The organism is Micromonospora sp. NBC_01796 (assembly GCF_035917455.1).
GTDB lineage: Bacteria > Actinomycetota > Actinomycetes > Mycobacteriales > Micromonosporaceae > Micromonospora_G.
The window spans coordinates 7,102,595-7,123,475 of record NZ_CP109078.1 but is presented as its reverse complement, the minus strand read 5'-3'; the positions used below and the strand labels follow the sequence as shown (position 1 = coordinate 7,123,475).

General features: G+C 74.2%; 2 protein-coding genes. Both read right to left on the bottom strand.

Going from position 1 to position 20,881, the window contains the following annotated elements:
* Positions 1-47 precede the first annotated feature (47 nt).
* Entirely contained in the window at positions 48-263 is a 216-nt protein-coding gene (locus tag OIE47_RS31650; protein WP_326558193.1) for an MbtH family protein, read from the bottom strand.
* A complete protein-coding gene (locus tag OIE47_RS31645; RefSeq protein ID WP_326558192.1) occupies positions 260-20,752 on the bottom strand; it encodes a non-ribosomal peptide synthetase in 20,493 nt (6,830 codons plus the stop codon). The genes OIE47_RS31650 and OIE47_RS31645 overlap by 4 nt, the downstream gene beginning before the upstream one ends.
* Positions 20,753-20,881 lie beyond the last annotated feature (129 nt).

The window sequence follows — 20,881 nt, the reverse complement described above, 5'->3', positions numbered from 1 at the left end:
TGCCCGACGCGTCCGGCGCGATCGGGCAACCCTTCGGCGACCGCGAGCTACCGGTCGGCGCCCATGGCGTCGATCAGGCTCTGCGGACGCAGGTCCGTCCAGTGCGCCTCCACGTAGTCCAGGCACTCCTGCCGGGGTCCGGGCCCGTGCACCGTGGTCCACCCGGCCGGTACGTCCACGAACGACGGCCAGAGGCTGTGCTGGTTCTCGGCGTTGACCAGCACCAGGTAGGTGCCGTCCGGGTCTTCGAAGGGGTTGGTCATCGATCTCTCCTCGGGTTGGGGTCGGTGGACGCGACGAGCACCCGCAGCGCCCGGATCCAGGTATCGGCCAGGTCCCGGACCGCGTGTCCGGTCAGCACCGCGTCGGGCCAGGTCCAGCTAGCGATCAGGTACGGCCCATCGGTGCGGTCCTCGATGTGCACGGTGACACTGAGACCGTACGCCTGCGGCATGCCCGGATCCGAGGAGTGGGCCGCCGCGGCCGCCATCTCCGGGGCGAAGGACCAGTCCGTCGCCTCCGGCAGCCCGAACCGGCCCAGGTAGTTCACCTGGATGTCGGGCAGGCCGAGCGCGGCGAGCGTCGGAGCGGTCCTCGGGTTGAGGTAACGCAGCAGGCCGTACCCGAGCCCGTTGTCGGGCAGGGCCCGCAACTGGTCCCGTACCCGGGTGACGGCGGCGGCCAGCGGGGGGCTCTCGTCCGTAGCGGCCGGGTCGGTCAGGCGTACCGGTCCGGGGTCCAGGCGTACCGGGTAGACGGTGGTGAACCAGCCGACGGTCCGGGACAGGTCCAGCCCGCCGTCGACGGCCGACTCCTCCCGCCCGTGTCCCTCGAGCGAGAACCGGACGGCGGTGCCTCCGTCGCCGGCACCGGGCCAGGTCTCGTTGACGGCCAGGGCGAGCCCGGTCATCAGCACCTCGTTGACGGTGACGTCGAGGGCGGTCGGCAACCGGGTCAGCAGCGGCGACACCTCCGCCGGTTCGAGCGTGACCCGTACCTCGCGGGTGGTCGTCGCGGTGTCCCGGGCCGGGTCGACCGGTGCCAGCAGCGGCGCGGCGCCGGTCATCACCTCGACCCAGTACGCCAGCTCCGCCTCCCGCTCGGGGTCGACCGCCGCCTGGGCGAGCACGTCCGCCCACCGGGCGAACGGTGTGGTCGTCGGCTCCGGTTCGTCGGCGACGGCGGACACCGGAGGTTCGACGGTGCAGGCGGTGGCGAGTTCGGGCACCAGGATCCGCCAGGAGACACCGTCGACCGCGAGGTGGTGGATCATCAGCAGCAACCGGCCCGGCCGGTCCCCCGCGTCGAACCAGACCGCCTGGACCAGCACCCCCCGGTCCGGGTCGAGCCGCTGCCGGGCCAACCCGGCCTGCTCGTCCACCGCGTCCCGAAGACCGTTGTCGTCCAACGTCGCCACGTCGACCCGCGAGATCAGTGGTCGGGCGTCGACCGTACCCGGTGACGGGATCCGCAGGGTCCACTCGTCGCCGTCGGACTCCCCCCGGTCGAGCCGGGCCCGGAGCAGGTCGTGCCGGTCCAGCAGGGTACCCAGCGCCCGGCCGAGCCGGTCGGTGCCGAGATTGGCCGGCACCCGGAGCACGACCGACTGGTTGAACCCGGCGATCGGGCCGGTCAGCTCGCGCAGCCAGTGCATGACCGGGGTCAGCGGCACCACGGTCTCCACCGGGACCGCGACCTCGGCCAGCGCCGCGACGGTCCGCAGCCGGAACACGTCGCGGGGACGCACCTCCAGCCCGGCCCGCCGGGCCAGGACCACCAACTGGATCGAGGCGGCGCTGTCCCCGCCCAGGGCGAAGAAGTCGTCCTCGACCCCGAGTTCGGGGCGGGCCAACGCCCGTACGGCGACCGCGAGCAGTGCCTCCTCCACCGGCGTACGGGGCGCCCTGCCCTCGGTCGCCGGGTATTCCGGCACCGGCAGGGCGGAGCGGTCGAGTTTCCCGTTCGGCAGCACCGGCAGTCGCGGCAGCGCGACAAACGCGGCCGGGGTCATGTACTCGGGCAGGAGCCCGGTGAGGTGGCCGCGCATCTCGGCCCGGTCCACCGCCCCACCGGCCACGGTGACCAGGTACGCGACCAGGTGCCGGCCCCGGGCCCGGTCCTCGCGTACGACGACGGTTGCCTGGGCGATCGCGGGGTGTTGGGCCAGGGCGGCCTCGACCTCACCCGGCTCGACCCGGAACCCCCGGATCTTCACCTGGTCGTCGGCCCGCCCGGCGTAGTCGAGCTGACCGTCCGGGGTCCACCGGGCCAGGTCCCCGGTCCGGTACATCCGGCTGCCGGGCGCCCCGAACGGGTCGGCGACGAACCGTTCCGCGGTCAGTCCGGGGCGGCCCAGGTAACCCCGGGCCAGGCCGGCACCGGCCAGGTACAGCTCCCCGGTCACCCCGGGCGCGACCGGCCGCAACGCCGTGTCGAGCACGTACGCGCGGGTGTTGTGCACCGGACGACCCACCACCGGTACGTCGCTGTCCCGGATCCGGCCGACCAGCGCGTCCACCGTGCACTCGGTCGGCCCGTACAGGTTGTAGCTCTCGGTGCCGGTCAGTTCCCGCAGCGTCTGCCACAGGGCCGGCGGCACCGCCTCCCCGCCGACGCCGACCACCGCGAGCCCGCACCGGCCGTCGGTGACCAGTCCGGCGTCCGCCATCGCGGCGAAGTGCGCCGGGGTGACCTCGATGAAGTCGAGCGCGTCCGTACGCACCCGGGCGGCGAGCCGTCCGGGGTCGCGCCGGGTCTCGTCGTCCACGACGTGCAGGGCGTGCCCGTCGAAGAGCCAGAGCTGCGGCTGCCAGGAGGCGTCGAAGGAGAACGACCAGGCGTGGCCGACCCGCAGGTGCCGCCGTCCGGTGGCGGCGACCGCCGGCCGGTGCAGCGTGCTCCGGTGACTGTGGAACAGGTTGACCAGGTTGCGGTGGGTGACCACCACGCCCTTGGGCCGACCGGTCGAACCGGAGGTGTAGATGACGTACGCCGGGTGGTCCGGACGCAGCGGCGCGAGCCGGTCGGTGTCGTCGAGCCCGTGCCCCGCCTGCCCGGCGAGCAGGTCGGCCGTCTCGTCGGTGTCGAGCAGCAGGTGGGGGCGGCCGGTCGGGGGCAGGTCCCCGGCGAGCGCGGTCGTGGTGAGCAGCAGCACGGGGTCGGCGTCGTCGACCATCATGGTGACCCGGTCGGCGGGCAGGTCCGCGTCGATCGGCAGGTAGGCGGCACCGGCCTGCTGGGTGGCGAGGATCGCCGTGATCATCCGGGCGCCCCGGGGCAGCGCCAGCGCGACCACCCGCTCCGGGCCGGCGCCCCGGCTCACCAGCAGCCGGGCGAGCCGGTTGACCCGGTTGTCGAGTTCGGCGAAGGTCCACCCGCCGGCACCGGTGTCGTCCGCGACCACCGCCACCGCGTCCGGTGACCCGGTCACCTGCGCGGCGAGCAGGGCCGGCATGGTGACCGCCGGCACGGGCAGGGTCGTGTCGTTCCACTCGGTCAGCACCCGGTCCCGTACGGAACCGGACAGCAGGTCGATGGTGCCGACCGGAGCGTCCGGTGCGTCGGCGAGCGCGGTGAGCACCCGGACGAACGCGTCGGCGAACCGGCGTACCGCCTGCTCGTCGAAGAGGTCGGGGCGGTACTCGGCGACCAGGGACAGTTCCGCGCCGGGCGCGACCGCCCAGGTCAGCGGGTAGTGGGTGGCGTCCCGTCCACCGGTCGGCCTGATCACCAGCCCGTCCCCGGAAGCCTCCGGCAGGTCCGGTACGGCGGGGAAGTTCTCGAACACCACCAGGGTGTCGAAGAGTTCACCGATGCCGGCCGACCGCTGGATCTCGGCCAGCCCCAGGTGTTCGTGTTCGACCAGCCGGGACTGGGCCGTCCAGACCCGGTCCAGCACCGTACCGAGCGGGTCGGCCGGGGCGCAGTGCACCCGTACCGGGACGGTGGTGATGAACAGTCCGATCATCGCCTCCATGCCGGGCAGGTCGGCCGGGCGTCCGGACACGGTGGCGCCGAAGACGACGTCGTGCCGACCGGTGAGTTGGCCGAGGGCGACGCCCCAGGCGGCGTGCACCACGGCACCGAGGGTCAGGCCCCGGCGCCGGGCGAGCACGGTCAGCGCCGTGGTCACCGGTTCCGGCAGGACCGCCTCGTGCAGGCGGGGGGCGATCGGCAGCCGGGTCGGCTCCGCCGGGGCGAGCAGGGTCGGCTCGGTCAGCCCGGCGAGTTCCGCCGCCCAGGCCGTACGGGCGGCGTCCCGGTCCTGGCCGGCGAGCCAGCCCAGGTAGTCCCGGAACGGTACCGCCGGGGCGAGGGCGCTCGGGTCGGCGTCGGCGGCGTACAGGGTGGACAGTTCCTCGACCAGCGGCGGCCCGGACCACCCGTCCAGGAGCAGGTGCTGGTGGGTGAGGAGGAGCCGGTGCCGGTCGGCGCCGAACCGGGCCAGCAGCAGCCGCAGCAGCGGCGGGCGGGCCGGGTCGAACCTGGCCGCCTGCTCGCCGAGCAGTTGCTGCCAGGCGTCCTCGGCGGCCAGCTCGTCCGAGCCGGTCAGGTCATGTTCGGTCCACGGGACCGGGGCGTTCGCCGGCACGACGGCCACCGGTCGGCCCGACCCCAGGTAGCGGAAGCCGGCGCGCAGGTTCGGGTGCCGGTCCAGCAGGGCCTGCCCGGCGCGGCGCAGCCGGTCCGGGTCCACCGGGCCGTCCAGCTCGAACCAGGTCTGGACGGTGTAGACGTCCGGCCCGTCGGCGTCCAGCGAGGCGTGGAAGAGCAGCCCCGCCTGCAACGGGGTCAGCGGCAGCAGCTCCACCGGGGCCGGGTCGAGGGCGGCGACCTCGGCCCGCTCGGCCGGATCCAGGTCGAGCAGCGCGCTGGGTGCCAGCACCGCGGCCGGGGCCAGGTCGTGGGCGGCCCGGGCCAGACCCGCCGGGGTACGGGCCTGGAACACCGCCGCCGGACGGATGCCGAAACCCTCGCGGCGGGCCCGGCTGACGAGTTGGATCGCGACGATGCTGTCCCCGCCGAGGGCGAAGAAGTCGTCGTCGGCGCCGACCCGGGGCAGGTGCAGCAGGTCGGCGACGAGCCGGCAGAACACCTCCTCGCGGGCGGTGGCCGGCGCGCGTCCGCCGCCGGTCGCGGCGAAGTCCGGTGCGGGCAGGGCCCGCCGGTCGAGCTTGCCGTTCGCGGTCAGCGGCAACGGGCCGTCGAGCACCACCACCGCCGCCGGCACCATGTACTCCGGCAGCAGGTCTCCCACGTACGCCCGGAGCACCGCCGGGTCCGGGACGGTCGCGCGTGCCGGGTCGGGCACCACGTACGCGACCAGCCGCACCACACTGCCGGCCCGGTCGGCGACCACCGCCGCCTGGGTCAGGTCCGGGTGACCCGCCAATGCCGCCTCGATCTCGCCCAGCTCGATCCGGAAGCCCCGGATCTTCACCTGGTCGTCGACCCGACCGAGGAAGTCGAGGTTGCCGTCGGCGCGCCAGCGGGCCCGGTCGCCGGTGCGGTACATCCTGGCCCCGGGCGGGCCGAACGGAGAGGCGACGAACCGCTCGGCGGTGAGCGCGGACCGGCCCAGGTAACCGCGGGCCAGGCCACGGCCGGCGACGTACAGCTCGCCGACGACGCCGGGCGGAACCGGGCGCAGGTTCGCGTCCAGCACGTACGTCCGGGTGTTCGGGTCGGGGCGGCCGATCGGTACGGCCGCGTCCCAGTCCGGCTGCGCCGCCCAGAGGGTGGAGTTGACGGTCGCCTCGGTCAGCCCGTACGCGCCGAAGACGCGTTGCCGCCTGGCGAGCCGCCGGATCAGGTCCGGTGGCACGGTCTCCGTACCGACCAGGACGGTGCCGCCGTCGGGCAGCGCGCAGTCGGCGGGCAGTGCCGACAGCAGCGACGGCGGCAGGATCATGTGGGTGACGCCGTGGTGGTGCAGGAAGTCGGTCAGCGGGTGGTCGGCGACCCGCGCCTCGTCCGGGATGAGCACCAGTCGCCCACCCACGCACAACGACATGACCAGGTCGAACACGGCCACGTCGAAGCCGACGGAGGCGAACTGCGACACCCTGCTGTCGGCGGTGACACCCATCCGGTCCACTGCGGTGGCGATCAGGCTGCCGATGCCCTCGTGGCTGACCACCACGCCCTTCGGCCGGCCGGTCGAACCCGACGTGTAGATGACGTACGCGGCGTGGTCCAGCCCCGGTGGGATCCGGGTCTGTCCGGGATCCCACGCGTCGTCGGCCAGTCCGGCCAGCTCCGCGAGGGTTTCCGGGGCGTCCAGGCCGATCCGGTCCACCCCGGCGCGTTCCGGCAATCGGTCCCCCGCCTCGGCGGTGACCAGCACCAGCCGGGTGCCGCTGTCGGTGAGCAGGTAGTCGAGCCGGTCGGCCGGCAGGGTCAGCTCCAGCGGCAGGTACGCCGCGCCGAGCTTGAGCACCCCGAGGATCGCCGCGACCATCTCCCGCGACCGGGGCACGGCCAGTCCGACCACGTCACCGGCCCGGACCCCGCGTGCGGCCAGCAGCCGGGCGATCCGGTTCGACCGGGCGTCGAGTTGGGCGTACGTCAGCTCGCCGGCCGTGTCGACGACGGCGACCGCCTCCGGCCGCTGCGCCACCCGGGCGGCGAACAGTTCCGGCACCGTGCCCTCGTCCACCTGCCGGTCGGTGCTGTTGAACTCGTGCAGCACCCGGCGCCGCTCGGTGTCGTCGAGCAGGTCGACCCGGCTCACCGGAGCCTCCGGGTCGGCGGCGACAGCCTCGATCAACCGGCTCAGCCGCCGGCCGATGGCCCGGACCGTGTCGGCGTCGAACAGGTCGGCCCGGTATTCGAGCAGCACCTCGATCGAGTCCTCGTCGGCCCGCTCGCCGAAGGCGAACACCAGGTCGAACCGGGCGGCGCCGGCCGCGTACGGCTCCGGTGTGGCCTCCAGCCCGCCGAGTTCCAGCCGGTCGGAGGTCCGGTTGCGGTAGACCACCATCACCTGGAACAGCGGGTTGTCGGTGACCGACCGATCCGGGTTCAACGCCCGGACCACGGCCTCGAACGGCACGTCCTGGTTCGAGAACGCGGCCAGGTCGGCGGTCCGGACCCGGCCCAGCAACTCGGTGAAGCTCGGGTCACCGGCCACGTCGGTACGCAGCACCAGCGTGTTGACGAAGAACCCGATCAGGTCGTCGAGCGCCTCGTCGGTGCGGCCGGCGATCGGGGCGCCGAGCGGGATGTCGGTACCCGCCCCGAGCCGGTGCAGGAGCGCCGCCACCGCGGCCTGTCCGACCATGAACATGCTGGCACCGCTGGCCTGGGCGAGCCGGCGCAGGGCGCGTACGGCCGCCGGGTCCAGCTCGACGGTCGTCTCACCGCCGGCCCGGCGCGGCTGCCCCGGTCGGGGTGCCCGGTCGGTCGGCAACTCGATCCGCTGCGGTACGTCGCGCAGGGTCTCCCGCCAGAAGTCGAGCTGGCGGGCGGCGAGACTGTCCGGCGCGTCCGGGTCGCCGAGCAGTTCCCGCTGCCAGAGCGTGTAGTCGGCGTACTGCACCGGCAGCGGCGCCCAGTTCGGTGCGGTGCCGCCGGTGCGGGCCGCGTACGCGACGCCGAGGTCACGCAGGAACGGACCGTCGGACCACTCGTCGGTGGTGATGTGGTGCAGCAGGAACACCACGACGTGCTCGTCCGGGGTGAGCCGGGCGAGGGTGACCCGCAACGGCAGCTCGGTGGCGAGGTCGAACGGGCGGGACGCGGCGGTGCGGATGACCTCGGCGAGGTCGGCCCGGTCGACGGCCACCGTACGCACAACGGGGTGGGCGTCGGCGGGGGCGACGACCCGCTGCGTCGGCAGCCCGTCGTGCTCGACGATGAGCGTACGCAGGGCCTCGTGGCGGAGCATGACGTCGCGGATCGCGGCGGTGAAGGCGACCTCGTCCAGTGCCCCGCGCAACCTCGCCACCAGCGGGAAGTTGTACGCCGGGGAGTCCGGGTCGAGCTGCTGGATGACCCAGAGCCGCTGCTGCGCGTACGCGGCCGGCAGCGGGTCCGGCCGGTCCACCGGCACCAGGGCCGGGCGGGCGGCGACAGCGGTCTCCGGGGCGAGCCGGGCGGTCAGCTCGGCGACGGTGGGTGCCTCGAACAGGTCCCGGATGGACAGTTCCGCGCCGAGCACGCTACGGGCCCGGCCGATCAGCCGGGTGGCGAGCAGGGAGTGCCCGCCGAGGTCGAAGAAGCTGTCCCGGACCCCGACGGCGGGCAGGCCCAGCACGTCGGCGAAGAGCTGGCAGAGCTGCTTCTCCTGCTCGGTGGTCGGGGCCTGGTCGCCACCGACGGAACCGGTCGGCTCGGCGTCCGGCAGCGCCCGTACGTTGAGCTTGCCGTTCACGGTCAGCGGCAGCGCGGAGAGGGTGACCAGGGCGGCCGGCACCATGTAGTCGGGCAACCGGAGCTTGAGGTGCTCGCGCAACCGGGCGGTGAGCGCGGCCACGCCCCGGGCGACGGCCGGCCGGTTGGCGCAGTCGGCCGGTGTCGCCGCCGCCCGCAGCGGCCGGCACAGGTCGACCGGCAGCTCACCGGTGGTGAGCAGGTCCGGCGCCACGAACAGCGCGTCGAGGCTGCCGTCGGAGACCGGCGACCAGGTGGTGAAGACCAGGTAACCGAGCCGCTCCCCCAGTTCGTGCAGGTCCTCCGGTTCCACCGGGGCCGCCGTCGGTGTGCCGGCGGCGTCGGCCCGGTCCGGGTCGAGCCCCCGCAGCACCGCCTGTTCGGCGGCGAGCCGGGCATTGGGTACGCGCTCCACCCGCAACCGGTCCGGTCGGCGCCGCGTCAGGTGGTCGCCCAGTGCGCCCAGGTCGGCGGTGTCATCGCCCCAGCGGATGGTGGGCACCTCCGCCAGGGAGAGCAGGTCGGCGGTGGACGGGGTGTCGAGGCGGCGCAGGACGGCGTCGTACCGGTGCCGGGTCAGCTCGTTGTGCCGGTGGCCCCGCTTCGTCCGTACGGTCACCGCGACCGGGGTGGTCTGCGCCCAGGTCGCCGGCAGGGACGTGAACAGGTCCGGGTCGACCAGCAGTTCCTTCTCCAGCAGGACGCTGCGCTCGACCGCCCGGCGCAGCCGGTCCGGGTCGGCCCCCGCCCCGGAGCGGGTCGCCTGCACGGCCGCGTGGAACGTCCGGGCCAGGCGCAGGTTGCGTACGTCGCCGACGAACAGCGAACCGCCGGGTACCAGCAGGTCGACCGCTCCGGCCAGCACCTCGACCAGGTACTCGACGCTGGGGAAGTACTGCACCACCGAGTTGATCACGATGGTGTCGAAATAGTCGCGGGGAAGCCCGTCGAGCACGTCCGCGGGCTGGTGGCGCAACTCGACCCGGCCGGCGAGATCCGGCAGGTCGGCGATGTCGGCCCGCAGTTTCTCGATCACCGGACCGGCGAAGTCGGTACCCCAGTACGTCTCGCACTCCGGGGCGAGCCGGGACAGCAGCAGCCCGGTGCCGACCCCGATCTCCAGCACCCGGCGGGGACGCAGCTCCCGGATCCGGGCGACCGTCGCCTCCCGCCACTCCCGCATGTCGTCGAGCGGGATCGGCTGGCCGTCGTAGCTGCTGTCCCAGCCGGCGAAGTCCTCTTCGGCCACGGCGGTGCCGATCGTGTTGTACTCGTCGTGGTAGATCTGCTGCCACTCGGCCAGGTGCTCGCGCTCGTTGCCGGCATCGACACCGGCGACCGGTACGACGTACCCGATCAGGCGCCGGCCGGCGCCGGACGCGCCCTCCCTGGCGATCACCGCGGCGCGGGCCACCTCGGGATGCTCGGCCAGCACCGACTCGATCTCGCCGAGTTCCACCCGGTAGCCCCGGATCTTGACCTGGTCGTCGGTCCGGCCGAGGAAGTCGAGGTTGCCGTCGGGGCGGCGGCGGGCCAGGTCACCGGTCCGGTAGAGGCGGTCACCGGGGGCACCGAACGGGTCCGCGACGAACCGCGACGCGGTCAGCCCCGGCGCGCCGAGGTAACCCCGGGCCAGCCCGGCGCCGCCGATGTACAGCTCACCGGGGCAGCCGTCGGGCACCGGACGCAGCCAGGGGTCGAGCAGGTGGGCGTGGGTGTTCCAGATCTCCCGCCCGACCGTCGGGGTGGCACTGTCCTCGGTGCCGCCGCCGAGGGTGTTGATGGTGTACTCGGTCGGGCCGTACAGGTTGTAGCCGAGGGTGCCCTCGGTGTCGCGCAGACTGCTCCACACCTGCTCGGAGACGGCCTCACCGCCGAGCAGGACCAGCACCGGGCGGTGCCGTCCGGCCGCCGGGTCGTGCCGGAGCAGCCCCTCGGAGATCAGGTGGTCGGCGTACGTCGGGGTCACGTTGACCACGTCGATCCGGTGCCGGTCGCAGTACGCCACCAGGGCCTCCGCGTCGCGGCGCAGGTCCTCGTCGCAGACGTGCACCTCGTGCCCCTCGACCAGCCAGAGCAGTTCCTCCCAGGACATGTCGAAGGCGAACGAGACGGTGTGTGCGATCCGCAGTCGCCGCCCGCCGGCCGATGCCACCGTCGGGCCGAAGATGGCCTCCTGGTGGTTGAGCTGCATGTTGGTCAGCCCCCGGTAGGGCGTGACAACACCCTTGGGGCGCCCGGTGGAGCCGGAGGTGTAGATGACGTACGCGGGGTGTTCGAGCCGGTCGGCACGGGTGCTGGCGAACTCGGGGTGCTCCGCGTCGGTGATCGAAGTCGGCGGCAGCGCGTCGAGTTCGGCGGCGACCGCCGGATCGTCGAGGGCGACGATGCCGGGGACCGGCAGTCGGGTCGCCACGGCGGTCGTGGTGAGCACGCAGACCGGGGACGCGTCGGTGACCATGTGCGCCAGCCGCTCGGCCGGGTGGTCCAGTTCCAGCGGCAGGTACGCCGCCCCCGTACGGAGCACCGCGAACAGTGCCGCCACCATGTCCGCCGAGCGGGGCAGGGCGAGCGCCACCACCCGCTCCGGGCCTGCGCCCCGGGCCAGCAGCAGCCGGGCCAGCCGGTTCACCCGCGCGTCCAGTTCGGCGTAGGTCAGCCGGGACTCGCCGAAGACCAGTGCGGTCTCGTCCGGCGTACGCCGGGCCTGCGCCCCGAGCAGGTCGGCGACCGTCTCGTTCGGCAACGGTCGCGCCGTCGCCCGGGCCCGGACCGCCACCGCCGCCCGTTGCGCCGCCGGAAGAACGTCCAGCCGGCCGACCGGTCGGTCCGGGTCACCGGCGAGCCGCTCCAGCGCGGTGGTGAACCGGTCCAGCAGGGTCGCCGCGGTGGAGGCGGCGATCGCGTCGTCCCGGTACGCCAGCGTCGCCCGTACGGTCCGGCCCGGTGCGACCACCAGGGTCAGCGGGTAGTGGGTGGCGTCCACGCTGCCGACCTCGGTCAACCCGTGCCGGTGTGCGCTCTCCTCCCCACCGCCGACCTGTTGCAGCGCGAAGAGGGTGTCGAAGAGCTGGGCGTGCCCGCTGCCGCGCTGCACCTCGCCGAGACCCAGGTACTCGTGGGCCATCAGCGCGGTCCGGGACGCCTGGATCCGGCGCAGCAGGTCACCGACCCGCTCGGTCGGGTCGAGGGCGACCCGTACCGGCACGGTGTTGAGGAACAGGCCGACCGCGTTCCCGACGTGCGGGATCTCCGCCGGCCGCCCGGCGACGGTGGCGCCGAACACGACGTCGGTACGCCCGACCGCGTTCGATAGCGCCAGCGCCCACGCGGCGTTGAGGACCGTGTTGAGGGTGACCCCCTGCTCCCTGGCGGCGACGCGGATCCGGTCGGTCACCACCTCGGACAGCTCGGCCCGGCGACGCTGCGGCAGAACCGGCCGGCGGGCCCGGTCGACCGGCGCGACCAGGGTCGGCTCGGCCAGGTCGGCGAACTCGGCCTGCCACGCGGCCAGGCCCGCGTCCCGGTCCTGTTCGGTCAACCAGACCAGGTAGTCCCGGTACGAGCCGGCCGGCGGCAGGTCGGTGTCGTCGCCGCCGGTGGCGTACAGGGCGAGGAGCTGGTCGAGCACGATCGCGGCCGACCAGCCGTCCCAGAGCAGCACGTGGTGGGTGATGACCAGCCGGTCGGTGCCGTCGGCGAGGCGGAGCAGGAGCAGCCGGAACAGCGGCGGCCGGGCCAGGTCGAACCGTCGGGTCCGGTCGTCGGCGAGCAGTGCCTCGATCCGCGCCGCCCGGTCGGGGCCGGACACCGTGGAGAGGTCGACCACGGTCAGTGGCGGTGGCGGGTCGGTGGTGACGAACTGGACCGGGGCGGTCAGCCCGTCGCCGGTGAAACCGGCCCGCAGGCCGGGGTTGCGGGACAGCAGGGTCACGCAGGCGGCGCGCAGCCGGTCGGCGTCCATCCGGTACGCCACGTCGAACGCGACCTGCGCGGTGTAGACGTCGATCTCACCCTGGTCGTAGCTGGCGTGGAAGAACAACCCCTCCTGCAACGGCGACAGCGGCCACACCTCGGAAACCGGCCACGGGCTCCGCTCCCGGACCAGGTCCAGCTCCGCCGGTTCGATGGTGGGCAGGGAGTCCGGGTCGGGGGTGGGTGCGGTCAGTTCGGCCAGCGCGGCGAGCCAGTCGTCGGTGAGTTCGCGTACGTCCGACTCGTCCCAGGCGGCCGTGGCCCAGGTCCAGGTGGCGGTCGGGGTGGTGGCCCCGCCCCGGACGGTGATCTGCAACGGGTGCGGGTGGGCGGTCGGGGTGGTCAGCCACTCCGCGCCGGACAGGGCGTCCGCGTAGTCCACGAGCACCGACGGGCGGGCCACCTGCGCGAGGATCGGGGCGGCCTGCGGGTTGAGGTGACGCAGCAGGTCGTACCCGGAGCCGTGGTCCGGTACGGCGTCGCGTCGGCGGGCCACCTCGGCGAGCGCGTCGGCGGGATCGGTCGAGGCGGGCAGGCGTACGGGATGCACCCGGCCGAGGGGTCCGACCGTACGGGACAGGTCGTGACCGGTCGCGGTACGGCCGGGGGCCACGACGTCGACCAGCAGGTCACCCGTGTCCCGACCGTGGCGCTGCCGCCACCGGGTCACCGCGACCCGCAGGGCGGCGAGGAGCACGTCGACCGGGTTGTCGTCGGCGATGACGTCGAGGTCGAGGTCGGTGGTGGACCGGGCCGCCGGGTCCGCGCCCGCCGGCAGTGGCCGGGTCAGCGGGTCCGCGCCGGGTGCGAGGGTCTGCGCCCAGTGTGTCAGCTCGGTCAGCCGGTCCGGGTGCTGGGCCTGCTCGCCGAGGGAACGGACGTGTCCGCGCAGGGGGGTGTGCACCGGAGCCGCGTCGAGCGCGCGGGCCGCCGTCGCGGGGTCGAGCCGGGCCGCGTCCAGCAGGTCGGAAAGGTCGGCCAGGAGGATCGGCCAGGACGCCTCGTCCACCGCCAACCGGTGCGCGGCCAGCAGGAGCCGGCCCGGCCGGTCCGGACCGTCGTCGAACCAGACGGCGTCGAACACGGCGCCGGCCTCCGGGTCGAGTCGCCCGAGCGCCGCCCGTACCGCCGCGTGCACCTGTTCGTTCGACTGTGCCGGGTCGGGGGTCGGCGTTGCGGTGACGACGGTCAGCGCGATGTCGTCCGTCGTGGGCACGCCGGTCGGGGCGATCTGCAGCGTCCAGAGCAGCGAGCCGATCCGGGTCAGCCGCTGGCGCAGCCCGTCGTGCCGGTCCAGCAGGGCCGCGAGGACGGCGCGGACCTGCGTCGTGGTCGTTCCGGCGGGGGTACGGGCGAGCACCGCCGTTCCCGCCCCGCTGACGGGCAGTCCGCTCTCCCGCAGGCGGTGTACCGCCGGGGTGGGCGGCAGGTCCCCGTACCGGTCCGAGACCTGCTCCGGCTCCGGGCTAGCCGGCGCTGGAGCCGGGGCCGGGGCGACGGGTTCCGGTCCGGCCAGTTCCGCCAGGTGGGCCGGGGTGCGGTGGGTGAACACGTCGCGGGGGCTGATCGGGATGTCATGCACGTGGGCCCGGTTCGACACCCCGATGGACTGGATGCTGTCCCCGCCGAGCACGAAGAAGTCGTCGTCTGGGCCAACCTCGGGCAGCCCGAGTACGGACGCGAAAATCTCGCAGAACAGCCGCTCCCGTGCGGTACGCGGCGCCCGGCCGGCGACCCGTACGGGTTGCGGTTCCGGCAGCGCGTCGAGATCGAGCTTGCCGCTCGGCGTACGCGGCAGGGTGTCCAGCACCAGCACCGAGGCCGGCACCAGCGGTGCGGGCAGGGTCGCGGCGAGCCCGGCCAACAGAAGGTCCGGGTCGATCGTGGTGCCCGGCCGGGCCATCACGTAACCGAGCAGTCGGGTCGTCCCGGCGGCTCCGGTCCGGGCGACCACCGCCGACGCCGCCACCTCGGGCAGCCCGGCGAGCCGTGCCTCGATCTCGCCCAGTTCCACCCGGTGGCCCCGGATCTTCACCTGCCGGTCGGTCCGCCCGAGGTACTCGAGGGTGCCGTCGGCGGCGGACCGGACCAGGTCGCCGGTGCGGTACATCCGCTCCCCCGCCGGCCCGTACGGGTCGGCGACGAACCGGTGTGCGGTCAGGGCCGCCCGGCCGAGGTAACCACGGGCGAGTTGCACCCCGGCGACGTAGAGCTCACCGGGCACACCCGACGGCACCGGACGCAGTCCCTCGTCGAGTACGTAGAGCCGGGTGCCGGCCACCGCGCGGCCGATCGGCACGGTTCCCCCGGTACCCGGACCGGTGTGCCCGTCGACCGGGTCGGCGCAGGTGACCTGGATCGTCGCCTCGGTCGGACCGTACACGTTGTGCACCGGCACCCCGGTCAGGTCCTGCCAGCGGCGTGCGACGGTGTCGCCGAGCGCGTCGCCGCCGGCAAGTACGCGGCGCAGCGTGCCGACCGCCCGGTCGTCGCCGCCGACCTCGACCGCGTCGGCGAACGCGGCCAGCATCGAGGAGACGACAACCAGCGTGCTGACCTGGTGCCGGCGGACCGCCTCGGCCAGCCGGGCCGGGTCGCCGGTGGCGTCCGGTGCGGTGAGCACCACGGCGGCGCCGGCGGTCAACGGCCAGAAGATCTCCAGCGCCGCCGGGTCGAAGCTCGCCGACAGGTGGTGCAGCACGCGATCGTCGGCGGTGAGCCGGAACCGCTCCTGGACCCAGGCGAGCTGGCTGGCGATCGCCGAGTGCGGTACCAGCACACCCTTCGGCTGCCCGGTGGACCCGGAGGTGTAGAGCAGGTAGGCCGGATGCCGCGGGTCGACGAAGGACGCCTTGTTGTCGTCTGCCGCGAGGCCACTGCCGGCGGCTTCGCCCAGGACGAGGAGGTCGAGGCCGGCGGCGGGCAGCAGGGGTGCGGCGGAGGCGGTGGTGACCACCGTCCGTACGCCGGAGTCGGCGAGCAGGTACGCCAACCGGTCCGCCGGGTGGTCCACGTCCAACGGCAGGTACGCGGCACCGGCCTTGAGCACACCGAGCAGGGCCACCACCAGTTCGGCCGAGCGGGGCACGGCGACGGCGACGACCTGCTCCGGTCCGGCCCCCCGGGCCACCAGTTGGGCGGCGAGCGCCGCGGCACGGGCGTCGAGTTCGGTGTAGCTCAGGGTGCCGTCGTCGGACACCAGGGCGGGCGCGTACGGCGTCCGCGCCACCTGCGCCTCGATCGCGTCGACAAGCGTGGTGGCAGCACCTACGTGGTCGGGGCCGGGCAGCGCACCGACGTGGTCGGGGCCGGCGAGGCGGGCCAGGAGATCCTGCCGCTCGGTGGCGGAGAGCAGGTCGACCCGTCCGACGGGACGGTACGGATCGTCGACGACCTGTTCCAGCAGCCGGGTCAACCAGCCCGCGATCCGGTGTACGGCGGCCCGGTCCAGCCGTGCCGCGTCGTGCTTGAACCGCAGTTCCAGCCGGTCGCCGGGGACGACGATCAGGGCGAGCGGATAGTGCCCCGCGTCCCGGTAGTCGGTCCCGGCGACGGCGAGGTTGCCGCTCGGGTCGCGCAGGTCCGCCGGGTCGGGGTAGTTCTCCAGCACCACCAGGGTGTCGAACAGTTCGTTCAGGCCGGCGATCCGGTGCAGTTCGGCCAGCCCGAGGTGCTGGTGGTCGAGCAGGTCCGACTGCTCGCCGTGCAGCCGGGCGAACACGTCGGCCAGCGGCTCCTCCGGCCGCCAACGGGCCCGGATCGGCAGGGTGTTGATGAGCAGCCCGACCAGGTCGCCGATGCCGTCGAGGTCGGCCGCCCGGCCGCTGACGGTGGTGCCGAACAGCACGTCACGGCGTCCGGTGAGGTGGCCGAGCAGGATGCCCCAGGCGCCCTGGAGCAGGACCCCGAGGGTGATGCCCTGCTCCCGGGCGCGGGCGCCGAGGCCGGCGGTGGTCGGCTCGGGCAGCGCGATGCGTACCTCGCCGGGGCGGGCCGGCTCGTCGCTGCCGGCCGCCGGGACCAGCCGGGTCGGCTCGTCCACCCCGGACAGTGCCTGTGCCCAGGCGGTGCGGGCGGCGTTCCGGTCCTGCCGGGCGAGCCAGGCGAGATGGTCCCGGTACGGCGTGACCGCCGGCAGTTGCGGTGCGGTGTCGGCGGGCCCGTAGAGGGCGAGCAGGTCGCGCAGGAGGACCGGCACCGACCAGCCGTCGGCGACGATGTGCGGGAACTGGAGCACCAGCCAGTGCCGATTGTCGTCGCGACGCAGCAGCAACGCCCGCAGCAGCGGCGGTCGGCCCAGGTCGAACGGGCGGGCCCGCTCGCTGTCGGTTTCGGCGGCGAGCCGGTCGCGCTGCCCGGACTCGTCGAGCCCGGACAGGTCGACGGTCCGCCAGGGGAGGTCGACACCGATCACCACGGCCTGGATCAGCCGGCCGTCGGGGGCGAGCCGGAACCCGGCCCGCAGGGGCGCGTGCCGGTCGAGCATCCGCTGTCCGGCGCGGCGCAGCGCGACCGGGTCGAGCGGTCCGTCGAGGTCGACGATGAGCTGCACGAGGTACGCGTCGGTGCCGGTGCCGTCGGCGAGGGCGTGGAAGTAGAAGCCCTCCTGCATCGGGGTGACCGGCAGCGCCTCGACCAGCCCGGGCAGGTCGGCGGCGAGTTGGGCGGTGGCGTCCGGGTCGAGCACCGGCGGGAGCGGTGCGGTCGCGGGTGCGTCGGTGGCGGGCACGGCGAGCGGGGCGAGTTCGGCGACCGTACGGCTGACGAACACCTGCCGGAGGGTGACCGCCAGACCGGCCTGCCGGGCGCGGATGACCAGTTGGATGGCGACGATGCTGTCCCCGCCGAGGGCGAAGAAGTCGTCGTCGATGCCGACCGTGGGCAGGTCGAGGACCTCGGCGTAGAGGGTGCAGAGCAGTTCCTCGCGGGCGCTGCGCGGGCGCACGCCGGTGCTGAGCGCGCCCCGGTCGGGGACGGGCAGCGCGGCCCGGTCGAGCTTGCCGCTGCCGGTGACCGGAAGCCGGTGCAGCGGCACGATGGCGGCCGGCACCATGTACTCCGGCAGCCAGGCGCGGGCCTGTTCGCGCAGCCGCCGCAGCAGGGTCGGGATGTCACGGAAGCGGACCGGGTGGTTGCCGTGCTCGGGGCTTCGGGGACCGGACGAGGTGGCGCGGTAGGCCACGACGGGGTCGGTGGACCCGGAGTCGGCGGTGAACAGGACGTCGAGGCTGCCGTCGGTGGCGTCCGGGGCCCAGGTGATCGCGACCGCGTACCCGAGCCGGTCGCCGAGGCGGTGCAGGGCCTCCGGGTCCACCGGATCGGGCGCCGGTGCCGGGTCGCCAGCCAGGGCGTGGGCGGCGGCGAGGTCCACGGTCAGTCGCGCGTTCGGCACGGCGGTGAGCCGCAGCGACGCCGGACGCCCGCCCGCGAGCAGGTCCGCGAGCGCGTCGAGGTCCGCGATCCCGGTCCCCCACGGGTACGCCGGTGGCTCGCCTCCGCCGGACGCCGGTGCGGCGGGGCCGTCAGCACGGCGGCGGAGCACGACGTCGTACCGGTAGCGGGTCAGTTCGTTGTGGTCGTCGCCGCGCTTGACCCACAGGTCGGTGCCGTCGACCTCGGGCAGCTCGCGGGCGAGTGCGGGGAAGAACTCCGGGTCGAGCAGGAGTTCGCCCTCCCAGGCGAGGTCCTGCTCCATCGCGGTCCGGGCCTCGTCGAGACCGGTGGTGTCGAGCCCGGCGGGTCGGCGCCCGACCTGGATCGCGGCCCGGAAGCAGGGCAGCAGGCGCAGGTTGCGGACGTCGCCGACGAAGACCCGGCCGCCGGGTACGACGAGGTCCACCGCGCGACGCAGTACGTCGGCGAGGTAGTCGGCGTCGGGGAAGTACTGCGCCACCGAGTTGACGACGACGGTGTCGAAGTAGCCGGTCGGCAGCCCGTCGAAGCGGTGCGCCGGCTGTGCCCGGAGGGTGACCCGGGCGGCGAGGTCGGGGTCCCGGTCGACCTGCCGGCGCAGCGAGTCGATCGCCTGCTCGGACAGGTCGGTGCCCCAGTAGTCGGCGCAGCCGGGGGCGAGACCGGACAGGAGCAGCCCGCTGCCGACCCCGATCTCGAGGATCCGCTCCGGTCGCAGCGCGGCGATCCGGGCGACGGTGGCGTCCCGCCAGGCCCGCATCTGCGGCAGCGGGATGGGCTGGCCGTCGTAGCTGCTGTTCCAGCCGGTGAAGTTCTCCGCCGCCGGTTCGGTCGTACCGGCGGTGTAGAGCAGTTCGTGCAGGTCCTTCCACTGGGCGACCTGGTGTTCACCGCTGCCCTGCGCGGGCTGGTCACCGCTGGCCGGCACGACGTACGCGACCAGGCGGCGCTCGCCCGGTTGGTCCTCGCGGACGGTGGCGACCACCTGGGTCACGTCGGGATCGCGGGCCAGCGCCGACTCGACCTCGCCGAGCTCGATCCGGTAACCCCTGATCTTCACCTGGTCGTCGGCGCGGCCGACGAAGTCCAGTTGACCGTCGGCGCGCCACCGGACCAGGTCACCGGTCCGGTAGAGCCGCTGCCCCGGCTCGCCGTACGGGTCGGCGACGAACCGCTGGGCGGTCAGCGCCGGCCGGCCGAGGTAACCCCGGGCGAGTCCGGAACCGCCGAGGTACAGCTCACCGATCACCCCGACCGGAGCCGGGCGCAGGAACGGGTCGAGGACGTACGCGCGGGTGCCGGGGTCGGGTCGGCCGATCGGGACCGAGGAACCGGGGCGGGTGGTCGGGGTGCAGTGGCCCAGGGTGGAGTTGACGGTCGCCTCGGTCGGCCCGTACGCGTTGAACATCCGCTGCCGTCCGGCGTACCGGGCGACGAGTTCGGCGGAGACACGTTCGGTGCCGGCGAGCAGGGTCGCGCCCTCGGGCAGTTCGACCTGCGGCGGCAGCGCGGCCAGCAGGGCCGGCGGCAGGATCATGAAGGTGACGCCGTGCTGGTGGGCGTAGTCGGCGAGTTCGGCGGTGGGCAGCCGCAGTTCGGTGGGGACGACCACCAGCCGGCCACCGGAGAGCAGGGCCAGGCACAGGTCCCAGAACGCCACGTCGAAGCTGGGCGACGCGAACTGGAGGATCCGGCTGTGCGGGCCGATGCCGAAGCGTTGCGTCTGGGTGGCGAGCAGCTTCGCCACGCCGGTGTGGGAGAGGACCACGCCCTTCGGACGACCGGTGGACCCGGAGGTGTAGATGACGTACGCGGTGTTCAGCACGCTCAGCGGCGCGGTCCGGTCCCGGTCGGTCGGGTCGGTGTCGGGGCAGGCGGCGATCTGGTCGGCGAGATCCGGCTCGTCGACCAGCAGCCGGGCGGTGCCGGGGCGCTCGGGTACGTCCCCGGCCAGCTCGACCGTGGTCAGCAGGCAGATCGGCGCGGCGTCGGCGAGCATGTACCCGATCCGCTCGGCCGGGTAGTCGACGTCCAGCGGCAGGTACGCCCCGCCGGCCTTGAGTACGGCAAGTTCGGCCACGAACAGGTCGACCGAACGGGGCAGCGCCAACGCGACCAGGCGCTCCGGACCGACCCCGGCGGCGATCAGCCGGTGGGCGAGCCGGTTGGCCGCAACGTTCAGTTCCCGGTACGTCAGCTCGGTCCGGTCCAGCACCAGCGCCACCGCGTCCGGGGTGCGCCGGACCCACGCCTCGAACAGCTCCGGCAGCGGTGTCGACGGGTTGGAGATGGCGGTGTCGTTCCACTGCTCGACCATCAGGTCACGTTCGTCCCGGTCGAGCAGGTCGAGGCGGCCGAACGGGTGGCCCGGCCGGCTCAGCCCGTCGGTGAGCAGCCGCTCCAGGTGGCCGAGCAGCCGTTCGGCACCCGCCCCGGTCAGCGCCCGGCCGGAGTGCCGCAGGTCCAGCGTGAACGTGCCCGCTGACTCGGTGAGACCGAGCCACAGGTCGAGACCGGGGTCCGGGGTGCCTGCGTACCCGACGTTGGTGAGCGGGGTGTTCCGCTCCGGGTCCAGGTGCGCGGCGATCGCCGGCAGCGGCAGCGCGTACGCCGACGCCTCGACCCGCGCGGCGGTGACCCGGGCGACCAGGTCCCCGAGGCCGGGGTCGCCGTGCAGGTCGAGCCGCAGCGGCAGGTCTCCGGCGGTCAGCACCAGGTCGGTGCCGTTGCCGTAGCGGGCGAGCAGGGCCGCGAACCCGGCGAGTACCACGTCGTCCACGCTCGCGCCGGCCCGCCGCGCGTGTTCGGTCACCAACTCGGCCAGGGTGGCGGGCAGCGCCCGCCGGTGTCCGCCGAGGTTCTCGTCGATGTCCTCGGTGAGTTCCCGTTCCGGCCCGTCGGAGGGTAGTGCGATCTCCGGCGCGGCCGGGGTCAGCCGGTCGCGCCAATACCGGAGCGCGTCGTCCACGGTGGTCAGTTCGCTGGCGGACAAGAAGACTCACACCTCTTCGACAGGGTTGCGCGGGAAGTGCGCGGGACGGCGACGGGCGGGGCCGGTCCCGCGTCGGGCAGGCGGGGCGGGGCACGGTGTCCGACCGGCCGTGGGGGCGGCCGGGCGGAG

Coding starts and splice junctions, on each gene's coding strand:
- OIE47_RS31650 (WP_326558193.1), bottom strand. CDS start 263: ATGACCAACCCCTTCGAAGACCCGGACGGCACCTACCTGGTGCTGGTC.